Origin of the sequence: Niastella vici, from assembly GCF_002077945.1 — a bacterium.
In the GTDB taxonomy this organism is placed as follows: Bacteria; Bacteroidota; Bacteroidia; order Chitinophagales; family Chitinophagaceae; genus Niastella; species Niastella vici.
In genome coordinates this window covers 103,727-123,540 of the sequence record NZ_LVYD01000058.1, presented here as the reverse complement: position 1 = coordinate 123,540, position 19,814 = coordinate 103,727, and the positions used below count along the sequence as shown (strand labels likewise).

Below are 19,814 nucleotides of genomic sequence, written 5' to 3'. Positions count from 1 at the left end.
AAATATAAATACAAAACGCCCCTTCTGATCAGGGAAGGGGCAAGCATCTATCTTTACACTTTTGACGGCGCAAAATGAACTTCAAAACAGGCGGTACAGATTTGTTTTCATTTAGCAGCGGAAACCCGTCTTTTGAGCAGCTGCCTTCGTTGGCACAATAACGGTCCTTTTCTTCCATAGCCGGTAAAAACATGGAAAAATTCTGATGTGATATTAATATTATGAAAGCCGGTAGCTTTTTCATCCCTATCCAGAATAACTTATAAAATGAGAACCAGCCGGGAATTTGTCAATACCATAACATTGTCAGGAGGTACGGAGACTTATTGATTTTAAAATTTACGAATTTTATCAATACAAATTTCAGTGTTACGCCGGTTTTCTTATTAACGATGATACTTACTTCTTTTTATAAGGTTTTTTTTCAATTTTAAGGCCGCATTTACAGGTAATAAAAAAACAACGGGACCGCCTTCGCAGTCCCGTTCACTATTAAGATATGTCTTGATCGACTATTGAATCGATCGGGAAACAACCGGTGAATAGGCCTTCTGTCCCTTGCGGCCGATGGCAACTTTGCGGAACCCGGCCTTCCCTTAATCCACTCCACAAAAAAACCACCCACCTTGCAGTGGATGGTTGCTCTCAAATGCTCCTTATCCTTTCAATTTATTTTAGTAATCCGTCAATTGTAAATGCTACATAATACAAGCCGCCAATAGTTGGTCCGCCTGCATATTGAATATAACGGTGATTCAGCAAATTGGCGCCGCCGGCTTTTATGCTGGCATTAACCTTAGGAACACGATAGGTAACCTGTGCATCAACGGTGCTATAGGCAGAAATATTTCCGGTCACCAGCGGGCTTTCCCACAGGAACGAATCCTGCCATCTCCATACAACATTAAAGCCTACGTTCTTAAATATTTCACGATTTCCGAACGACAGGTTAGTTGACCATTTAGGAGTATTGAACCCTGTTACAAAGATATCATCGGTATGGTTTGCCTTCATTTGATTGAAATTCAAATTACCCGATGCCGTATATTTCTTAAAGAAATTCCAGGTTACGCCCAACGCCGAACCATAGTTGTAATAGGCATTCTTTGCATTGGTGTATACACGATAGCGGTCCTGCCCTTTGCTGGCTGCATTGCCGCCACTGGCAGTGGTAGCATCGCGATTGCGGTCGAGCATGGCAATTACCGCTGCATCGCTGCCCACAGTTTCACCCTTGGGTACAAATACCTGCACCTGTCCCAAAAATCCATCGTATTTGTTGGTATAAGCATCCAAATCAATGATCAATGTATTATTCAGCAGCACACTTTTATAACCGATCTCAAAAGAAGTGATCTGCTCAGGACGCGCTTTAGGCAGGTTCGCCCAAACCAGCAGATCGCGATTAGCCAGCGCAGCCGCATCGGAATTACCTGCTGCTGCTACGGCTGCATTGAAGTTTACTACTGAAGCCTGTGTATAACTGTTCTCCAGGTATCCCAATCCATCGTTGATGTACGACAGGCTGCCCACGCGTTTTACGCGGCCATTATTTACATACGATAAGGCTTCAAACAAAGCCGGGAAACGATATCCCTGCTGATAAGTAAAGCGGAAATTATGACGTTGATTAAAGGTATACACTGCTGCCAGGCGGGGCGTGAATTTGGGATCAAACTCGGGATTGTAATCGTACCGCAATGAACCAAACAATTTCAGCTTATCATCGAAAAAGGTTTTGGTAACCTGCGCAAAGGCGCCAAATTTTTTGTAATACACATTGCTGCCAAAATTACTGCTATCAGGCACCTTGCCATCAACCATTACCGGCTTGTTCCTTTCATCAATGGGACGGCTGAAATCAACAAAATTATTACCGTCGGGAATTACTTCGTAAATACGGGCATCACCACCTACCAGCAGGTCAACCACTTTCGTATATTTCGACAGGTCCCATTGTGCTTCGGTATGGTACAGGCGGCTTTTTTGTATCAGGGCCGCACCACCGGTCGCGGGTGCATCAGGGATAGCGCTCGATTTTATATCCCAGTTGTTAATTTTAATGATGGTATTCTTTAATGCATCAAATTCAGGGGTGCCGGGCTCAACACGGCCGGCATCTGCTTTTGCCCGGGCATACACGTTAGCCGCTGCCAGGTTAGCTGATGTTAATCCGCCATTATTGCTGGCATATTCAGTAAGCGCATTTTTGTATTTGGCGGCCCAGGCTGTGCTCGATCCACCACTGGCCAGGTCAAGGTTATCGGCCAACGGTTTTACATTATACGAGTTACCAGTATTTTCAATTGATACATAACTACGGATCACATAATCCTTACCTTTCAACTCCAGGTGATGGTTCTGCACTTTAACGCCATCGAGCCTGATCTTGTTACCGCGTTGAAACACGCCGTCCATTTTACCAAAGCGGTATGAATAGGATAACTCGGTATTCTCCGTTAAGCGATAATGAACGGCCGCATCTACTTTCAGGTTGCTCACTTTCGGACTTACCAGATCAGTTTCCCAATAACCAGTGCGCACTACGCGCAAGGTTTGGTTGGTTTTACCATCAATAGTGAGGCCGCTGATAGAAGAAGTATTACTTCCGGCCAGCGCATCGTCTCCATATTTATTCCAGCCGTCAAATGCAATATTGTTTGCACCATCCAAAGAAGGGAAATTAGGGTTAGCGCTTTTGAGGTTATTCGGGTTTTGATCGAGGCGGGAATTCGAACGCCAGTCGATCCCCTGCATATAACCCACGTTCACTTTAAAAGCAAACTTGTTATGGAATAATGCTTTCGCATACCGTATTGCAGATTCGGTCAAAAATGCGGGTGTATGGTCTATACCGTCAACATGGTTCAATCCTGTTTTATGATAAATGCTCAAGCCCTGACTGTTGAATGGATTTTTGGTAAGCAGGTTGGCCATACCGTTGATCGCATTCATGCCATACAAAGCCGAAGCCGCGCCGGGCGTAATTTCAACGCTTTGAATATCCAGCTCGGTGGGGCCAATGGCATTACCCAGCGGCACACCCAGGGTGGCAGCCTGCATATCAACCCCATCTACCAGCTGCATAAACCGGAAATTGTTAGGGATGTTGAAACCACGCGTATTAGGCACTTTGAAGGTTAAGCTGGAAGTGGTCATTTGCACACCTTTTACGTTTTCGAGAGCATCGTAAAAGTTAGGCGCAGGTGTTTCCTTGATCGCACGGATATCGAGCTTTTGAATAGCTACCGGCGATTTAAGGATATTTTCCGGAACACGGGAAGCGGTTACTACCACTTCATTCCCCAACACCGTTTGCGTTACCATGGCTACCTGTAATTTGGAACCAAGGCTTTTTACTTCCAGTTCCTGCGGCTTAAACCCTACAGAAGAAAACACCAGGGTAAAAGGTAATTTTTGCTTTGTGCGAATAATAAAATTACCGGTATTGTCGGTTATGGTTCCTGTTACTGAACCTTTGATCTGTACACTTACATCGCCCAGGGGTTCATTCTTTTCCTGATTCACCACCTGTCCAGATATTTCAATAAGGGCCACTGTTTGCGCAAAGGAAGCGGAGCACATGAGCAGAACGAGAGACGACAGAACGCCGTATTTCAGTTTTTGAGCCCCATTTAATTTCTCAAAGAGTCCTATGTAAAAGGTTTTGGTTAATAGCATCCAGCCTGAAGGATTTGCTGTTTTCATGTTCGTTGATTTTGCGAATAAAAGCCTATTAATTTAATAGACTAAAAATTTATATAAAAACCCGGTCGCTTATTCAAATAATCAAAACCGGGGGATCATTCATTCCTATATGTCTACAATTACACTAGACTAAACAGGCTTTAAAAAACCCGGTAACTATAGAAACCGGGATGATAATGCGCAAATATAGTCCATTATTTTACTAGACTTATAATTTATTTTAAATCCCGGTACAATTTATACCAGGAGTATGCTATTAAAAGATCTTTACAATGATCTTCAGGCTCCAGAATATTACCAGAAAACCTAATAAGATCATGGAGGTTTTACGGGGTAATTTACCAGCTAGTTTTGCCGCTACAGGAGCAGCCAGCAAACCGCCGATTATTAGTGCCACGATCACCTGCCAGTGGGTTACACCCAGGGAAATGAAGAATGTAAAGGCGCTTGCCAGGGTAACAAAAAATTCGGTCAGGCTTACAGAACCTATTACAAACCGCGGGCTACGGCCCTTGGTAATTAACGTAGTGGTTACAATGGGACCCCAACCCCCACCGCCGAACGAATCGAGGAAGCCGCCAAAACCAGCCAGCCAGCCATAATGTTTGAATTTCTTTTTCTTCTGCTCCTTTTTAAAGGCATTCCATAGTATGCGTATACCCAGCAACATGGTATAGGTGGCAATAACGGGTTTTATATAGGCTGTTTGTGAATCACCAAATTTTACTAACAGAATGGCACCGAATACAGCTCCCAAAACCCCGGGAATCACCAATGCCTTGAATAACTTTTTATTTACGTTGCCAAACTTATAGTGGCTGTAACCCGAGGCGCCACTGGCGAACATTTCAGCCGTGTGAATACTGCCACTCATGGCGGCAGGGGGCACGCCGGCTGTTAATAAAATAGTAGCGCTGGTTACGCCATAACCCATTCCCAAAGCGCCATCAACCAATTGCGCCAGGAAACCGGCCAGCAACATCCAGTGAAAGTTTGGGTCAAGCTGCTGATACCATTTTACTGTATCATCGGCTATGCGCTGAAAGGGTAAATAAGAAAAGAGGAAGTGGCCAATGAGCATCAGTCCGAACGCGATCAGCGAGTACGTAACAATTTTGCGCACCCGTCGTTCCCGTTCTACATTATCCTTTTCAATAAGTATGCGGGTGAGCTCGTTCAGCCGTTTTACCTTGTATTCAAAGTTCCCGTTCAGCTTATTGCGTACCGCGTGCAGGTTATTGATCATGTCATCGAGCTCGGCCGGTAATGCATAGTTCAATACTTCCTTGATGCGTTTTGCCGCTGTTGGTGATTTACCGTTGGTTGAAATGGCGATCTTCAGATTGCCTTTCTGCACAATGGAGCTCAAATAAAAATCACATTGCTCAGGGGTATCGGCCACGTTTACCAGGATCTTTTTTTCCTTGGCAGCCGCCCTGATAGCCAGGCTCGATTCCTTTTCATTTACCGCGATCACTACCAGGTCTTTATTCTCCAGGTCGCTTTCCATGAAGGCGCGTTCATGAAGGGTAACATTGGGGTGATGCTTTGCCAGCTTGCGTACTTCTTCAGAAATGCTACGAGCAACAACAGTAACCGGGGCAGCCGGCGAATTACCCAGCAGTGCAGAAAGCTTTTCTGCACCTACCTTGCCCCCTCCTACCAGCAATACTTTTAATTCTTCCAGCTTTAAAAAAACAGGAAATAAAAGATTGCCCTGGTCGGTTGTTGCGCCAGTCGTTTGTTTTACCGGTATTGTTTGTTCTGTTGTCATGCTTCCCAGCATTTTTTAAATCGTTACCAACTTTTCCCGAACTGCAAAATCGCCAAAAGTTTCGCCTTTTTGCCTGTTCTTGCTATATTTCTCAAATAGTTCATCCAGCTCTTTCAAAATGGCGGGCTCGTCAATATTTTCTTTGTACTTTTTATTCAAACGGAAACCTTCGCGGTCGCCACCTAAATGCAAATTATAACGGCCATAGGCAGTGCCTATAAAACCGATCTCTGCTGCATAGGGCCTTCCGCAACCATTGGGACAACCGGTCATGCGCATAGAAATTTCGTCGTTCTCCAGGCCATACTTAGCCAGGATAGGCTCAATTTTCGTGATGAGCGATGGCAAGTAGCGTTGTGCTTCGGCCAACGCCAGCGAACAGGTATTGAACGCTACGCAGGCGATGGCATTTTTACGTACAGCCCCTGCATTGTCTGTATGTGCAATAATTCCGAAATCGGTCAATATCTTTTCTACAGCTTTCTTATCCTTTTGGGCAATGTCGCTGATGATCAAACCCTGGTTACTGGTGAACCTGAAATTGGTTTTACCGGTTTTTGCCACTTCGAGCAAAGCTGTTTTTAAAGCAACTTTTTCATCGGCTATACGGCCATTTTCAATAAATACGGTATAATACCATTTCCCTTCGTGGTTTTTGTGCCAGCCGTATTCGTCCTTTCTGCTAGTAAAGGTATATGGTTTTGACTCTTCGAGTTTGAAACCACAACGTTTTTCCAGTTCTGCTTTGAAAGCTTCCACACCCATTTTGTCGATGGTGTATTTAAGGCGGCTCAGTTTACGATCGCTTCGGTTGCCATGGTCGCGCTGAATAGTAATTACTTCCAGTACCGCTTTCAGTGTTTGTTCTTCGCCACGTACAAAACCCAGCATAGATGCCAGGCGCGGGTACGTGGCTGCGTTACCATGAGTAGTGCCCAAACCGCCACCGGCAGCAATATTAAACCCTATCAGATTGCCATTTTCAATAATGGCAATCAAACCAAGGTCATTGGTAAATACATCCACGTCGTTGTTTGGCGGAATGGCTATACCAATTTTGAACTTCCGGGGCAAATAGCGATCCTGGTATAAAGGATCTTTCTCTACTTCCTCTTTTTCCTTTTTATCGAGCAATGGCTTTTCATCGAGCCATATTTCGTAATATGCTTTTGTTTTTGGTAAACCCAATTGGCTTATTTTTCCCGCGTAAGAGAATATTTCCTCATGTATTGGCGAGAACTTGGGGTGTGATGCGCAAGCCACATTACGGTTTACATCACCACAGGCTGAAATAGAATCAATGAGTATGGTGTTGAAAGCCTTAATGGTTGGTTTTACATGCGATTTTAAAATACCATGCAGCTGTATGGTTTGGCGGGTGGTGATCTTAATAACTCCGGTTGAATGTTCACCGGCTATGTTATGTAAGCCTATGTATTGATCAGCGGTCATAAAGCCACCGGGCAGCCGCAAACGCAGCATATAAGAATACAGCCATTCCAGCTTTTTGGCACTGCGCTCTTCGCGGCGGTCACGATCATCCTGCTGATACATGCCATGGAACTTAACCAACGCTGTGTCATCTTCACGGATCGCACCGGTTATTTCATCGCGCAGGCTTTCTTTTAATGTACCGCGCAAGCCATCGCTGGCCATTTTTATTTTTTCGGTAGAAGACAGATTCTTATTATCGTTTGTACTCATCGTTAAATGCTGTTTCAAGTTTCAAATTAAATTCATCCGCTTCGTTCTAATACACATCTTTCAGGAAGCGGCCTTCTTCTTTCAATTGGCTCAAATACTCCACCGCCTGGGCGCTTGATTTACTTCCAAATCTTTCAATGATCTGCAGAATGGTATATTCCACATCTACACTCATTGGTTCTTTAGCGCCGCAGATGTATACATAGGCTCCGTTCTGCAACCACTCATAAAATGCTTTGGCATTCTCCAGCATTTTATGTTGTACGTATATTTTTGATTTCTGGTCTCTTGAGAAGGCCACGTTCACTTTGGTGAGTACGCCTGTCTGGATCCAGTTTTGAATTTCTGTTTGATATAAAAAGTCGGTAGTGAAGTGCTGGTCGCCAAAGAACAGCCAGTTACGACCACTGGCGCCGGCAGCATCGCGCTCAGCAATGAAAGACCTGAAAGGCGCAATACCGGTTCCGGGCCCGATCATAATAACGTCTTTGTCTTCAGCAGGTAACCGGAACTGGTTATTTTTATGTACATAAAATTCCAGCGAACCATCAACTGGCAGTTCAGCCAGGAAGTTTGAAGCCAAACCATGTTTTACTTCGCCGTTCACTTTAAAATTGTCGCGGGCTACAGTAATATGTACTTCACCGCTGTGTGCATTGGGTGAAGAAGAAATAGAGTACAATCTCGGCGTTATGGGTTCCAGAATGCCGATCACTTCTTCAAACTGGGCCGCATTGTTCACCGGGTATATTTTCAACAGATCGAGCAAACTGATCTTTGTTTCAGGAATATCCTGTTTAACAATAGATGCATACTGCTTTACCACCCTTTCCGGCAAATAAGCGATGTTCAGTTTCTTTTTCAATAATTCAAGCACGGTATGAGATTCATTACGAAACGATACTGTCTTTTTGCTGTCGATACGGGTCACTGCGATAATAGAATCTACAATAGCGGGTGCGTTTTCAGGAACAATACCGATTGAATCACCGGGTTGGTATTCCAGTTCATCGGCCACTATTTCAATATGATGAGTTGCTTTTTGAGAACCTCTGTCGTTCAGGTTTACGTTGGTGATGATGCTACCATTGTAAACTTTTTTGCCGGTTGGCTTTTTAGCCGTTACTACCGCGCCTACGCTGGCTGTACCATTGCTGCTGGTAGTGGTGGTTAATGAATGCAATACCTGCGAGAACCAGCCATCTGCATCCCCCTGGTAATCGGTATCACATTTTATTAAGTTAACAACGCGTTGTCCGCCCAGTTTTTGCAATTGCTGATCTACATCTTCACCAGCTTTGCAAAACAGGGGGTATGATGTATCGCCGAGCGCCAATACGCCAAATTTTATTTGAGGCAACTTGAAACCATTCTGATGGATGTGGTCGTAAAATTTCTTTGCAGTAGCAGGTGGTTCGCCTTCGCCTTGTGTGCTGATGATGGTGAAGAAATATTCTTCTTTCGCCAGATCATTCAGGCGATATTGATCAAGGCTTACCACTTTGGCCTGGATACCACTTTTCTTTGCTTTAGCGGCCAAGTCGGTAGCCAGCTTTTTTGAGTTACCGGTTTCAGTACCGTATGCTATAGTTATTTTAGATACGGTTGGTTTGCTTTCAACAGGGGCAGCCACGGGTGCAGCTGCTGTTGCAGGTGCTGCAGTAGAAGCCAGTGCAGGCTGATCGTGGCAATTCATTAACACGCCGGCCAGGAATCCATTTATCCAAACCAGTTCTTCTTTGGTTGAAGACCTTACTAAATCCTGTAACAATTTCAGTTTATGCTCTGCTAACATATTTATTTACTTTTTCCGCATTTTCAGAATCGGGTGTCGTTGTAATCAGTTTTGCCAGTGGTTTAAAATAATGCTCGGCACTTTCGCTGTTCGCAATCCATTTGAACCGTTCGTGCAAAGCCACCACTTTTCCTATGATCACCAGCGAAGGAGAAACAAATGTTTTTCCCCGCAACTGTTGGTCATATTCATATATATTGGTTACATGTACATTTTGCAGGGGCGTTGTTGCCTGTTCAATCACTGCCAGCAACTTATCGCTGCTGATATTATGCTGCACCAGGCTATCCACTACATGGTCCAATGTTTCAGACGACATATAAAATACAAGGGTATCGTTGGTTTGTGCCAGCTCTTTCCAGTATGTTGGGGTAAGAACATCCAGTTTATAGCTGGTCAGGAACCGAACGGAAGTTGTATACCCCCGTGCCGTTAAAGGAATGCCTGCATAGGCTGCTGCTCCCAACGCCGCCGTTACACCCGGTACAATTTCATAGGGTATATTGTGTTGCACCAGGCTTTGCAGCTCATCGAGTATGTTCGAGAACATAGTGGCATCTCCCCCTTTTAACCGCACCACCAGTTTGCCCTGTAATGCGTAGTGTACCATCAGTTCATTAATGGTATACTGCGGAGTAGAAGAACCGCGGCTGCATTGCTTGCCTACGTACACGATCTCTGCCTTGCTGTTCACATACTGCTGCAGGATGGCCGAACTAACCAAACGGTCGGCCAACACCACATCAGCCTGTTGCAGGTAGCGTACTGTTTTTACCGTTACCAGTTCGGGATCACCGGGACCGGCAGCAGCAAGTATCACTTTACCAGATGTTTGGTTTGTTTGCATGTACTTACTTTACTATTTATACAAGCCTTCTATTGACAAATACCGTTCGCCGGTATCGTAGTTGAATGTTAATACGCGAGCTCCTTTTGGTATCTCGGCTAATTTCTTTGCTACTGCTGCCAGGGCGGCACCGGTTGAAATACCAGCCAGTATTCCTTCTTCTTTGGCCAGGCGTTGTGCATATACAAATGCTTCATCTTTTCCTACCAGCACCGTTCCATCGAGCAATTTTGTATTCAGGATAGAAGGAATGAAACCAGCGCCCAATCCCTGCAAAGGATGTGGTCCGGGAGCACCGCCGCTGATCACAGCCGATAACTCGGGTTCTACTGCAAATACTTTCAGGTTAGGGAATTTTTCTTTCAGCACTTCTGCCACACCGGTGATATGTCCGCCGGTACCAACACCAGTGATCAGGTAATCGATGCCGTCAGGAAAGCTTTCCAGAATTTCCTGTGCGGTGGTTTCGCGGTGAACTTTTACGTTGGCTGCATTATCGAACTGTTGGGGCATCCAGGAATTGGGCGTTGCGGCAACCAGTTCCTTTGCTTTTTCAATAGCGCCTTTCATCCCTTTTTCACGGGGTGTTAATTCAAATGAAGCGCCATACAGTTCCATCAACTGTCTTCTTTCCACACTCATTGATTCTGGCATTACCAGTATCAATTTGTATCCTTTTACTGCTGATACCATGGCCAAACCAATACCGGTGTTGCCCGAAGTAGGTTCAATGATCACACTGTCTTTATTCAGGATACCTTTCTTCTCTGCATCTTCGATCATCGACAATGCAATACGGTCCTTAATGCTGTTGCCTGGATTGTTACGTTCGAGTTTTATCCAAACTTCGTGTCCTTCGCCATACAGCCTGTTGATCTTAACATGGGGGGTTTGGCCAATCGTTTCTAAAATGTTACCGGCTCTCATTCGCTGGTTGTTTTGGTTATCTGTAATATTTTTTGCTTTTTCTGTGATCATAACAAATCAGTTTTATTAGATGACAAAGTTTAATGGTTCGGGAAATGGATTTTTATCCCGTACTTTCACTTCACTTTTATGATATACCACCGAGAATGAGGGTACGCTGTACGTTAGCCAAACATTACCGCCAATGATGCTATCTTTTCCTATCACCGTTGTGCCTCCTAAAATGGTGGCGCCTGAGTAAATGGTCACATTATCTTCAATGGTCGGGTGGCGTTTTGTTACATTATCTTTCGATACGTTCAAAGCGCCCAATGTTACACCCTGATATATTTTTACGTTATTACCAATTTCTGTGGTCTCGCCTATTACGATTCCGGTTCCATGGTCAATGCAAAAGGCATCGCCTATACGGGCGCCGGGATGAATATCAACTCCTGTTTTGCTGTGCGCATATTCGGTGAACAGCCTGGGCAAAATTCCAACACCCTGCTCCCATAACTGGTGCGACAAGCGATACACTGCTGTTGCATAAAACCCGGGATACGCCACTATCACTTCTTCTACTGACCGCGCGGCCGGGTCAAACAACAACAACGCATTTGCATCCTTCATCAACGTTGCATACAGGTCGGGGATGACCGCAAAAAATGTTTCTGTGATCAGTTCGGCCTTGTCTTCCGTATGCACCACATCATACGCCAGGCTCGATAAATAGCTCTTTAAGATGTTGAGCTCTTTTTCCAGATCGCTGACCTGCTGATGTTTTTTGTTGGGTAAGAACAAAAAATTAAAAACCTGATCAATGAACTGCTCCGCCATTTCCTTATCGGGAAATGAGGTATCTACCTTTTTATGTTGTGCATATAAATGCTGTATAAATTCGCTCGTACTCATGTTATTCAATATTCAAAGTTCAACACGCTGTTTACTACCCGGCTATTTAATCATACAGGCGCCTACTGTTACGTGGCTTGTTTCATCTATCAGGATGGCACCGCCGTTCTCGCGCAATTCGCTATACGAATCGTACGGAATGGGTGATGCTGTTTTTATTTTCACTTTTATTACATCATTCAAACCGGCTGATGTGGCATCGGTCTTTTGCAGGGTATTTACATCCAGCTTGTACTCAATTTCTTTTATCACACTTTTTACTACGCGGCTGTTGATCTGCAGTAAATATTTGTTACCGGTTACCAGTGGTTTGTTATCCATCCAGCACAACACCACATCCAGCTCCTGGGTAACCCTGGGCAGGTTATCGTTTTTTACGATAATATCACCCCGGCTGATATCAATATCATCTTCCAGGTGCAGGATAGCGCTTTGTGGTGCAAACACTTCGGCTACATCTACCCCGTTATGTTCAATATTTTTAATGGTGCTTGTTCTTCCTGAGGGAAGCACGGTAACGGCATCTCCTTTCTTGTAAATACCGCTGATGACCTTACCGGCATAACCACGATAATCGTGCAGATCGTCTGTTTGCGGACGGATCACATATTGCACAGGGAAACGCGGATCGGCGAGGTTAATATCTTTTTCTACTTCCACTGATTCAAGAAAGTTCAGCAAAGATGAGCCTTCGTACCAGCTCAGCTTTGGCGACTTTTCTACGATGTTATCGCCAAACGCGGCGCTGATGGGGATGTAGGTTACATCTTTCAGTCCCAGCGATTTTGCCACTTCGGCATAATCGATCACAATATTATTGTAAACATCCTGTGAGTAATCGACCAGGTCCATTTTATTGATGGCCACTACCACATGCGGAATGTTCAGCAAAGAAGTTATGATAGAATGGCGGCGGGTTTGTTCAACCACGCCATTACGGGCATCAATTAATATAATGGCGAGGTCGGCGGTAGAAGCGCCGGTCACCATGTTACGGGTGTATTGAATATGCCCGGGCGCATCGGCAATAATGAACTTACGTTTGGGCGTTGAGAAATATTTGTACGCCACATCGATCGTAATGCCCTGCTCTCTTTCTGCACGTAAACCATCGGTCAACAAGGCCAGATCAATTTCTCCCTGCTCTTTGTTTTTACTTTGTTTCTCAATAGCCTCCAGTTGGTCGATCATTATACTTTTGCTATCGTATAATAAACGGCCGATCAATGTGCTCTTGCCATCATCTACACTACCTGCTGTTATAAACCGTAATAAATCCATTTTAAGAATTTTGAGATTTGGGGATTTCGAGATTTCGGGGATTTGATCAGATCTAAAAATCCCAAAATCGCTAAATCAGAAATTAAAAATATCCGTTCTTCTTTCTGTCTTCCATAGCTGCTTCCGATACCTTGTCATCGATACGGGTTTCACCGCGTTCACTGGTTTTTGTTGCAGTGATCTCGCTGATGATGTCGTCGATGTTCGAAGCATGCGATTCTACTGCGGCAGTACACGTCATATCACCTACAGTACGATAACGTACATTCTTCCTTAGCACCTTGTCGGTAGCATCGAGTTTTATAAAATCACTTACAGCTACCAGTTGTCCTTCGTGATCGATCACCTCGCGTTCGTGTGAAAAATATATGGAAGGCAGTTCGATCTTTTCGCGGCGGATATAGTTCCATACATCCAGCTCGGTCCAGTTACTGATTGGGAATACGCGAACGTTCTCCCCTTTGGTTATTCTACCATTATAGGTATTCCACAGCTCAGGGCGTTGCAGTTTGGGGTCCCATTGACCGAACTCATCGCGTACAGAGAAGATGCGCTCTTTGGCTCTTGCTTTTTCTTCATCGCGGCGGGCACCACCAATGCAGGCATCAAACTTGAACTCCTCGATGGTATCGAGCAGCGTGTAGGTTTGTAATGCGTTGCGGCTGGCGAATTTTCCTTTGGGTTCGGTGAGGTTCTTTGCTTTAATGGTATCGCCTACGTTACGTACTATTAATTTCTCACCAATTTTTTTGGCCAGTTCATCACGGTATTGCAATGCTTCGGGGAAGTTATGGCCGGTATCGATGTGTACCAGCGGGAAGGGGAATTTACCGGGGCGGAAAGCCTTTAACGCCAGTTGTACCAGCGTAATGGAATCTTTCCCACCGGAAAATAATAAAGCCGGTCTTTCAAATTGTCCTGCTACCTCGCGGAAGATATGAATAGCTTCCGACTCCAGATGATCCAAATAATCTAAACTATACTTACTCATATTTCTGTTTTCAGGAATTCAGTTAATAATTATTTATGTATATGCAAACCACATTCTTTTTTAGCTGCATCTTCCCACCACCAACGGCCGGCTCTGAAATCTTCGCCGGGGCGAATAGCGCGGGTACAGGGAAGGCAGCCAATGCTCACAAATCCGCGGTCATGCAATATATTATATGGTACATTATTTTCGTCGATGTATTTCCGTACCTGCTCGGTTGTCCAGTGCAAAATGGGATTGTACTTGATGATCTGGTTGGTTTCGTCCCACTCTATTACGCTGAGGTCTTTACGGTCGGGCGAATGTTCGGCGCGCAAACCGGTAATCCAGATGGCGTTGCCGGCCAGTGCCCTTTTTAGCGGTTCTACCTTACGAATAAAGCAGCATTGCTTGCGGTTCTCAACCGACTCATAAAATGCATTCGGGCCTTTTTCGGTGACAAATTCTTCGAGCAAACGGTAATCGGGATAGTAGGCTGCTATATTCGCCTGGTATTTTTCGTTGGTATTGTTCCAAACAGAATATGTTTCAGAAAATAACCTTCCGGTATCTAAAGTAAATATGTTCACCGGCAGCTTATTGCTCAATATTTCGTGGGCAATTACCTGATCTTCAAAGCTGAAGCTGGTTGAAAAAGTAACCTTGCCAGGGAATTTTTCCGTAACCAGTTTTATAAATTCATGAATATTTAGTCTATCTGATTGGTGGGTTAAATCTGACAAGTTTGACTGTAGTGTTGAGCTCATATACGTTTATCATTCATTTCATTCATTAATCTGGAACCTGAGAAGCAAAGACGGCTGAAAAGCGGGTAATCATTGAGTATTAACAGCAACAACAATATTTATTGCAACAGGAGATGTACATGATGTGTATTGTGTGGGAGCGAAACATAATAAGTCTACTCAATTTGTAGATCAAAGATAACACAGAAAGACGGATCTTAAAAATTTTTTCTACCAAACGAGTGGACTAAATCTTATTTAACATTCCAGCCTACAAACAATTGTTCGTTTGCTGCTTTTTGACAGTATTGAACTACTGCCGTTTTCAATTGTTGATTCAGCACTTATTATTCATGCAGAATAAAACTAATGACTGTTTGGTTAAGCTGTGTACCTGGTTGGGTTTCAAAGCTGACCGGCCTTGCCTGGCCGAACCTTCGCGAAGGCGCAGCGGGGGTCCGGCTCTGCTGTTCTTCCCTTTTTACATAACAGTACCTGTTAGGCTGCCGGAAGGGGTAAAAACTGGCGCCGGCTGCCAGTCCGTCTGCCTCATTAGCAGGCCCAAAAACCTTGTTTATGAAGATATTAGGCCAAAATGACTGTTTTTTTAAATTGCACGGTATTTGGTATTTGACAAAAACTTAAATTGCCCACTCAAATAATAGAAAAGTACTATGAATCTTGGAAAAGAATTTGAAAAATACGCGGTACACCACAGAGGTATTTCAAGCAATACCCTGTACAGTTACCAAAAGCACCAGGTTACGAACCTCACTCCCAATATTATTGAAGAACGTCCCATGAATATCGCTGTCATGGACGTTTACAGCCGGTTGATGATGGACCGCATTATCTTCCTTGGCTACCCCATCAATGACGAAGTGGCAAACATCGTAACCGCCCAGATGTTGTTCCTGGAAAGCACCGATCGTACACGCGACATTCAGATGTACATTAACTCGCCCGGCGGTAATGTATACTCTGGTTTGGGTATGTACGACACCATGAATTACATCACTCCCGATGTATCGACTATATGCATAGGTATGGCCGCTTCCATGGCAGCTGTATTGTTATGCGCCGGTACAAAAGGTAAACGCACTGCCTTACGCCATAGCCGGGTAATGATGCACCAGCCCAGCGGCGCCATCGGCGGCCAGGCCAGTGATATCGAGATCACAGTTCAGGAGATCAAAAAGATCAAAAAGAACCTGTATGATGCAATCTCCTTCCACACCGGAAAAACAGTAAAACAGGTTGAAAAAGACTGCGACCGCGACTACTGGTTAACTTCTGACGAAGCCAAGGAATATGGCCTCGTTGATGAAGTGTTGCTGATCAACCCGCGGAAAGACAAGAAAGACTAAGCTGGCCATTCGGTTACCTGCCTGCGCCTTGGCTTGCGCCTCCGCTAAAGCTTTGGCGGCCCCGACGAGTCGGGGGACAGCAGGCGAAGCGATGCGTACATTGTTCTGACTAACTATTAAATCGAACTTCAAACAAAAATATCATGCAGATATATTCAAATCATTTGTTCCAGCCATTTCGCATGGATGATGAAGATGAACCAAAAGAAAACGGCAAAGAGGAAAAACAGGATTTCGGCGTATTAGCCAAAAAAATGGAAAAGTTCTTTTTTGAAAAAAGAACAGTATACCTGTGGGGTGTTGTGGAAGATAAATCAGCTAAAGATATTGTAACCCGTCTTTTACTGTTAGATGCCGATAAACCCGGTGAAGAAATTAAATTCTTTATCAACAGCCCGGGCGGTGTGGTTACCAGTGGCATGGTCATTTACGATACCATGCGTATGCTGAAAAGCCCGGTAAGCACCGTGTGTATGGGACTGGCAGCGTCTATGGGTTCTATTTTGTTAAGCGCCGGCGCTAAAGGAAAACGCTACATTTTCCCCCATGGCGAAGTAATGATTCACCAACCCAGTTTGGGCGGCTATATGCAGGGTGTAAGTGCTGATCTGGAAATTCAGGCCAAACAAACCCGCAAGACCAAAGAAATGGGTGCCCGCATTCTGGCTGAAAACTGCGGTAAGAAATTTGAACAGATCATGAAAGATTTTGATCGCGACTACTGGATGGATGCAAAAGAAGCAATCGAGTATGGCATTGTAGATCAGCAAGTTGAAAAACTATAGGTACGTATAAACCCGTAAAAGTCCCAAATTCCACATACTAATTTTCTTAAAAAGGAGTTTGGGATTTTTAATTGGGATTTGGCATATCATTTAGATACCTTTGTAAGCGATTTTTATACTAAACATGGCTAAAACAACATTACACTGTTCTTTTTGCGGACGCAGCCGCGATGAAGTAAAGATTCTTATTGCCGGGCAGGAAGGACATATTTGTGAAAATTGCGTTGAGCATGCACGCGAGATCATTGAACAGGAGCTGATGATCCGCCATGAAAGTACCCCACCTTCCACTTCCTTCAAGCTAAACGTTAAGAAACCTATTGAGGTTAAACGTTTTCTGGATGAATATGTAATCGGTCAGGATGAAGCTAAAAAGGTATTAGCAGTAGCTGTTTACAACCACTATAAACGCCTGCAGCAAAAACCCACCGAAAACGATGTAGATATTGAAAAAAGCAACATCGTGATGGTTGGCGAAACAGGTACCGGTAAAACCTTACTGGCAAAAACCATTGCCCGCTTGTTGAACGTGCCATTCGCCATTGTGGATGCTACCGTATTTACCGAAGCCGGTTATGTGGGTGAAGACGTGGAAAGTATTCTTACCCGCTTGTTACAGGTATGTAATTATGACGTAGCCGCTGCCGAAAGAGGCATCGTGTATATCGATGAAATAGACAAAATTGCCCGCAAAGGCGATAACCCGTCTATCACCCGTGATGTAAGCGGTGAAGGCGTGCAACAGGGTTTACTGAAACTGCTCGAGGGCACCGATGTACTGGTTCCACCCCAGGGCGGCCGTAAACACCCTGAACAAAAGCTGATAAAGATCAACACCCAGAATATTCTTTTCATTTGCGGTGGCGCTTTTGATGGTATCGACAAAGTAATTGCCCGCCGGGTAAATACCAATGCCATCGGTTTTAATGTAAATAAAGAGCTGCAGGAACACATGAAAAAGAACCTGTTGCAATACATTAATGCCACCGATCTGAAGTCGTTTGGATTAATTCCCGAGTTACTGGGCCGTTTACCGGTAGTTACTCACCTCAATCCATTGGATAAATCTACCCTCCGCTCTATTTTAACAGAACCCAAAAATGCACTGATCAAACAATACAAAAAATTGTTTGAACTGGAAGGTATTGCGCTTACCATCGACAATGATGTGCTTGACTTCATGGTTGATAAGGCAGTTGAATACAAACTGGGCGCCCGTGGCTTACGCAGCATTTGCGAAAGCATACTCACCGACGCCATGTTTGAATTACCTTCTTCAAAGCAAACCGTTTTCCATTTGAACCTGGAATACGCGCAGAAGAATTTCGACAAGAGCAAGATGAGTTTGCTGAAAGTAGCATAATCAAAATAGTCATCAGGACCTTCGTCTTGCTGACAAAAGAATTTCAAAAAACGTCAGCCATCATACTGACGTTTTTTATTCGTATTAATTAATCTCATTCAAACTTATTATATGCAGGAACTGATAAAGCAGTTAATGGCAGAAGGATTAACAGAACAACAGGCCTATAAAGCCGTTGAGATCATCAAGAATTTTGCAAAAGATAAATTCCCCATCTTCGGTGGCGCTATCGATAAACTGTTCGATAAGTACGGCCCCAAAGATGATGATGATGATATTATGCCGTAAATAAAAAGGCCCCGACTTTTATCGGGGTCCTCTGTCATGACAAGCAACCTTGAGCAGTATTCATCATCAATTAGGCCCGTAACACTTCCCTGGCGATAACAACCTTCTGAATTTCAGATGTGCCTTCACCAATGGTGCATAATTTACTATCGCGATAATATTTTTCAACGGGAAAATCTTTCGTATAACCATAGCCGCCAAAGATCTGTACGGCATCGGTAGCCACTTTAACAGCTACTTCACTGGCATAATATTTTGCCATAGCCGCTTCCTTGCTCATGGATTCCCCACGCATTTTAAGATCGCATGCCTGCAGGGTCAGCAATTCAGCAGCAGTTATTTCTGTGGCCATGTCGGCCAGTTTAAATGAGATACCCTGAAAATTGGCAATTGCCTGATCAAACTGGTGCCGCTCCTTGGCATATTGAATAGCTGCTTCGTAAGCACCCTTCGCAATACCCAGCGACAGCGCGGCTATTGAAATACGGCCGCCATCCAACACCTTTAATGATTGCTTGAACCCATCGCCAAAATTACCGAGGCGGTTGGCATCGGGTATCCGTACATTATCAAAGATCATTTCAGCAGTTTCACTGGCGCGCATGCCCAGCTTGTTCTCTTTTTTACCGCCGCGGAAACCCGGCATGCTTCGTTCAACCACAAAGGCCGTTGCATTGTTCTTTGCCCTTGGTTCGCCCGTACGCGCAATAACAACTGCAACATCGGCGCTCTTTCCATGGGTGATCCAGCATTTGGTGCCGTTCAACACCCAGTGATCGCCATCCTTAACGGCCACCGTTTTCATATTGGCTGCATCACTTCCGGTATTGGGCTCCGTTAATCCCCAGGCCCCCAGCCATTCGCCGGTTGCCAGTTTGGGCAAATACTTTTTCTTCTGCTCTTCATTAGCAAAGCTCAAAATATGACCGGTACACAATGAATTGTGCGCAGCCAAGCTTAAGCCAATAGAACCACATACTTTGGAGATCTCCTGAATAATAACTACATATTCGTAATAAGAAAGACCGGCGCCGCCATATGCCTCGGGCACCAATACTCCCATTAAACCCAATTTTCCCATTTCTTTAAAAACATGCAGGGGAAACTCCTGGGTTTCGTCCCACTCCATCACATAAGGTTTAATGTGCTGTAGCGCAAAGTCACGAGCGGTTTGAGCAACCTGATCTGTAAGCTCAGAGGTTTGAAAATTCATACTTAAATTTACCTGATTATATCGCAAGAATCGTTAAAGGCTGATGCAATATAGTAGCTTTTTTTGACACACTAACAAATGTTAGTAATCTTTTTCAAAACTTTAATATATAAGTGTCATAACCTTTTGATTGGCAAACCCACAGAAGCCTT

15 protein-coding genes are annotated in these 19,814 nt (G+C 44.4%); 4 read left to right on the top strand and 11 right to left on the bottom strand.

Annotated elements, in window-relative coordinates:
* Positions 1–669: 669 nt before the first annotated feature.
* The 10 genes from A3860_RS24630 to A3860_RS24585 form a co-directional block, all read right to left on the bottom strand.
* Positions 670–3,708 (bottom strand): TonB-dependent receptor, encoded by a 3,039-nt coding sequence (locus tag A3860_RS24630; RefSeq protein WP_245843614.1) that lies wholly within the window; start codon positions 3,706–3,708, stop codon positions 670–672.
* Between the two features lie 256 nt (positions 3,709–3,964).
* On the bottom strand, positions 3,965–5,482 hold the full coding sequence (locus A3860_RS24625; protein ID WP_081152257.1) for a TSUP family transporter: 1,518 nt from the start codon (positions 5,480–5,482) through the stop codon (positions 3,965–3,967).
* A 15-nt stretch (positions 5,483–5,497) separates the two neighbouring features.
* Positions 5,498–7,186, bottom strand: a complete 1,689-nt coding sequence (locus A3860_RS24620; RefSeq protein ID WP_081151004.1) for an NADPH-dependent assimilatory sulfite reductase hemoprotein subunit — start codon at positions 7,184–7,186, stop codon at positions 5,498–5,500.
* 46 nt (positions 7,187–7,232) lie between these two features.
* The gene (locus A3860_RS24615; RefSeq protein WP_081151002.1) at positions 7,233–8,981 is read right to left on the bottom strand and encodes a diflavin oxidoreductase; all 1,749 of its coding nucleotides are present in this window, start codon (positions 8,979–8,981) and stop codon (positions 7,233–7,235) included.
* On the bottom strand, positions 8,965–9,828 hold the full coding sequence (gene cobA / locus A3860_RS24610; RefSeq protein WP_081151000.1) for a uroporphyrinogen-III C-methyltransferase: 864 nt from the start codon (positions 9,826–9,828) through the stop codon (positions 8,965–8,967). Before cobA ends, A3860_RS24615 begins: the two co-directional genes overlap by 17 nt.
* Positions 9,829–9,840: 12 nt before the next feature.
* A complete protein-coding gene (cysK, locus tag A3860_RS24605) occupies positions 9,841–10,806 on the bottom strand; it encodes a cysteine synthase A (RefSeq protein ID WP_245843613.1) in 966 nt (321 codons plus the stop codon).
* Positions 10,807–10,821: 15 nt separating this feature from the next.
* Complete coding sequence (locus tag A3860_RS24600; RefSeq protein WP_081150998.1) at positions 10,822–11,649, bottom strand: serine O-acetyltransferase; 828 nt, start codon at positions 11,647–11,649, stop codon at positions 10,822–10,824.
* Positions 11,650–11,691: 42 nt separating this feature from the next.
* A complete protein-coding gene (locus A3860_RS24595; RefSeq protein WP_081150996.1) occupies positions 11,692–12,930 on the bottom strand; it encodes a sulfate adenylyltransferase subunit 1 in 1,239 nt (412 codons plus the stop codon).
* Between the two features lie 82 nt (positions 12,931–13,012).
* A complete protein-coding gene (cysD, locus tag A3860_RS24590) occupies positions 13,013–13,921 on the bottom strand; it encodes a sulfate adenylyltransferase subunit CysD (RefSeq protein WP_081150994.1) in 909 nt (302 codons plus the stop codon).
* Positions 13,922–13,950: 29 nt separating this feature from the next.
* Positions 13,951–14,643: a phosphoadenylyl-sulfate reductase gene (locus A3860_RS24585; protein ID WP_245843612.1), complete on the bottom strand. Its 693-nt coding sequence runs from the start codon at positions 14,641–14,643 to the stop codon at positions 13,951–13,953.
* Positions 14,644–15,320: 677 nt separating this feature from the next.
* Between A3860_RS24585 and A3860_RS24575 the strand changes: the two genes are divergently transcribed.
* The 4 genes from A3860_RS24575 (at position 15,321) to A3860_RS41530 (ending at position 18,449) form a co-directional block, all read left to right on the top strand.
* Complete coding sequence (locus A3860_RS24575; protein WP_081150988.1) at positions 15,321–16,013, top strand: ClpP family protease; 693 nt, start codon at positions 15,321–15,323, stop codon at positions 16,011–16,013.
* 143 nt (positions 16,014–16,156) lie between these two features.
* Positions 16,157–16,798, top strand: a complete 642-nt coding sequence (locus A3860_RS24570) for a ClpP family protease (RefSeq protein WP_216823503.1) — start codon at positions 16,157–16,159, stop codon at positions 16,796–16,798.
* A gap of 124 nt (positions 16,799–16,922) precedes the next feature.
* Positions 16,923–18,161 (top strand): ATP-dependent Clp protease ATP-binding subunit ClpX, encoded by a 1,239-nt coding sequence (gene clpX, locus A3860_RS24565; RefSeq protein ID WP_081150986.1) that lies wholly within the window; start codon positions 16,923–16,925, stop codon positions 18,159–18,161.
* 111 nt (positions 18,162–18,272) lie between these two features.
* Positions 18,273–18,449 (top strand): hypothetical protein, encoded by a 177-nt coding sequence (locus A3860_RS41530; protein WP_173820253.1) that lies wholly within the window; start codon positions 18,273–18,275, stop codon positions 18,447–18,449.
* A gap of 70 nt (positions 18,450–18,519) precedes the next feature.
* Here the strand turns inward: A3860_RS41530 and A3860_RS24560 are convergent, their stop codons facing one another.
* The gene (locus A3860_RS24560; protein WP_081150984.1) at positions 18,520–19,662 is read right to left on the bottom strand and encodes an acyl-CoA dehydrogenase; all 1,143 of its coding nucleotides are present in this window, start codon (positions 19,660–19,662) and stop codon (positions 18,520–18,522) included.
* Positions 19,663–19,814 lie beyond the last annotated feature (152 nt).

What these genes read in the sequence shown, in the direction of transcription:
- A3860_RS24630 (WP_245843614.1), bottom strand. Translation starts at nt 3,708, where the DNA reads ATGAAAACAGCAAATCCTTCAGGCTGGATGCTATTAACCAAAACCTTT.
- A3860_RS24560 (WP_081150984.1), bottom strand. Translation starts at nt 19,662, where the DNA reads ATGAATTTTCAAACCTCTGAGCTTACAGATCAGGTTGCTCAAACCGCT.
- A3860_RS24615 (WP_081151002.1), bottom strand. Translation starts at nt 8,981, where the DNA reads ATGTTAGCAGAGCATAAACTGAAATTGTTACAGGATTTAGTAAGGTCT.
- cysD (WP_081150994.1), bottom strand. Translation starts at nt 13,921, where the DNA reads ATGAGTAAGTATAGTTTAGATTATTTGGATCATCTGGAGTCGGAAGCT.
- cobA (WP_081151000.1), bottom strand. Translation starts at nt 9,828, where the DNA reads ATGCAAACAAACCAAACATCTGGTAAAGTGATACTTGCTGCTGCCGGT.
- A3860_RS41530 (WP_173820253.1), top strand. Translation starts at nt 18,273, where the DNA reads ATGCAGGAACTGATAAAGCAGTTAATGGCAGAAGGATTAACAGAACAA.
- clpX (WP_081150986.1), top strand. Translation starts at nt 16,923, where the DNA reads ATGGCTAAAACAACATTACACTGTTCTTTTTGCGGACGCAGCCGCGAT.
- A3860_RS24620 (WP_081151004.1), bottom strand. Translation starts at nt 7,186, where the DNA reads ATGAGTACAAACGATAATAAGAATCTGTCTTCTACCGAAAAAATAAAA.
- A3860_RS24600 (WP_081150998.1), bottom strand. Translation starts at nt 11,649, where the DNA reads ATGAGTACGAGCGAATTTATACAGCATTTATATGCACAACATAAAAAG.
- A3860_RS24570 (WP_216823503.1), top strand. Translation starts at nt 16,157, where the DNA reads ATGCAGATATATTCAAATCATTTGTTCCAGCCATTTCGCATGGATGAT.
- A3860_RS24575 (WP_081150988.1), top strand. Translation starts at nt 15,321, where the DNA reads ATGAATCTTGGAAAAGAATTTGAAAAATACGCGGTACACCACAGAGGT.
- A3860_RS24625 (WP_081152257.1), bottom strand. Translation starts at nt 5,482, where the DNA reads ATGACAACAGAACAAACAATACCGGTAAAACAAACGACTGGCGCAACA.
- cysK (WP_245843613.1), bottom strand. Translation starts at nt 10,806, where the DNA reads ATGATCACAGAAAAAGCAAAAAATATTACAGATAACCAAAACAACCAG.
- A3860_RS24595 (WP_081150996.1), bottom strand. Translation starts at nt 12,930, where the DNA reads ATGGATTTATTACGGTTTATAACAGCAGGTAGTGTAGATGATGGCAAG.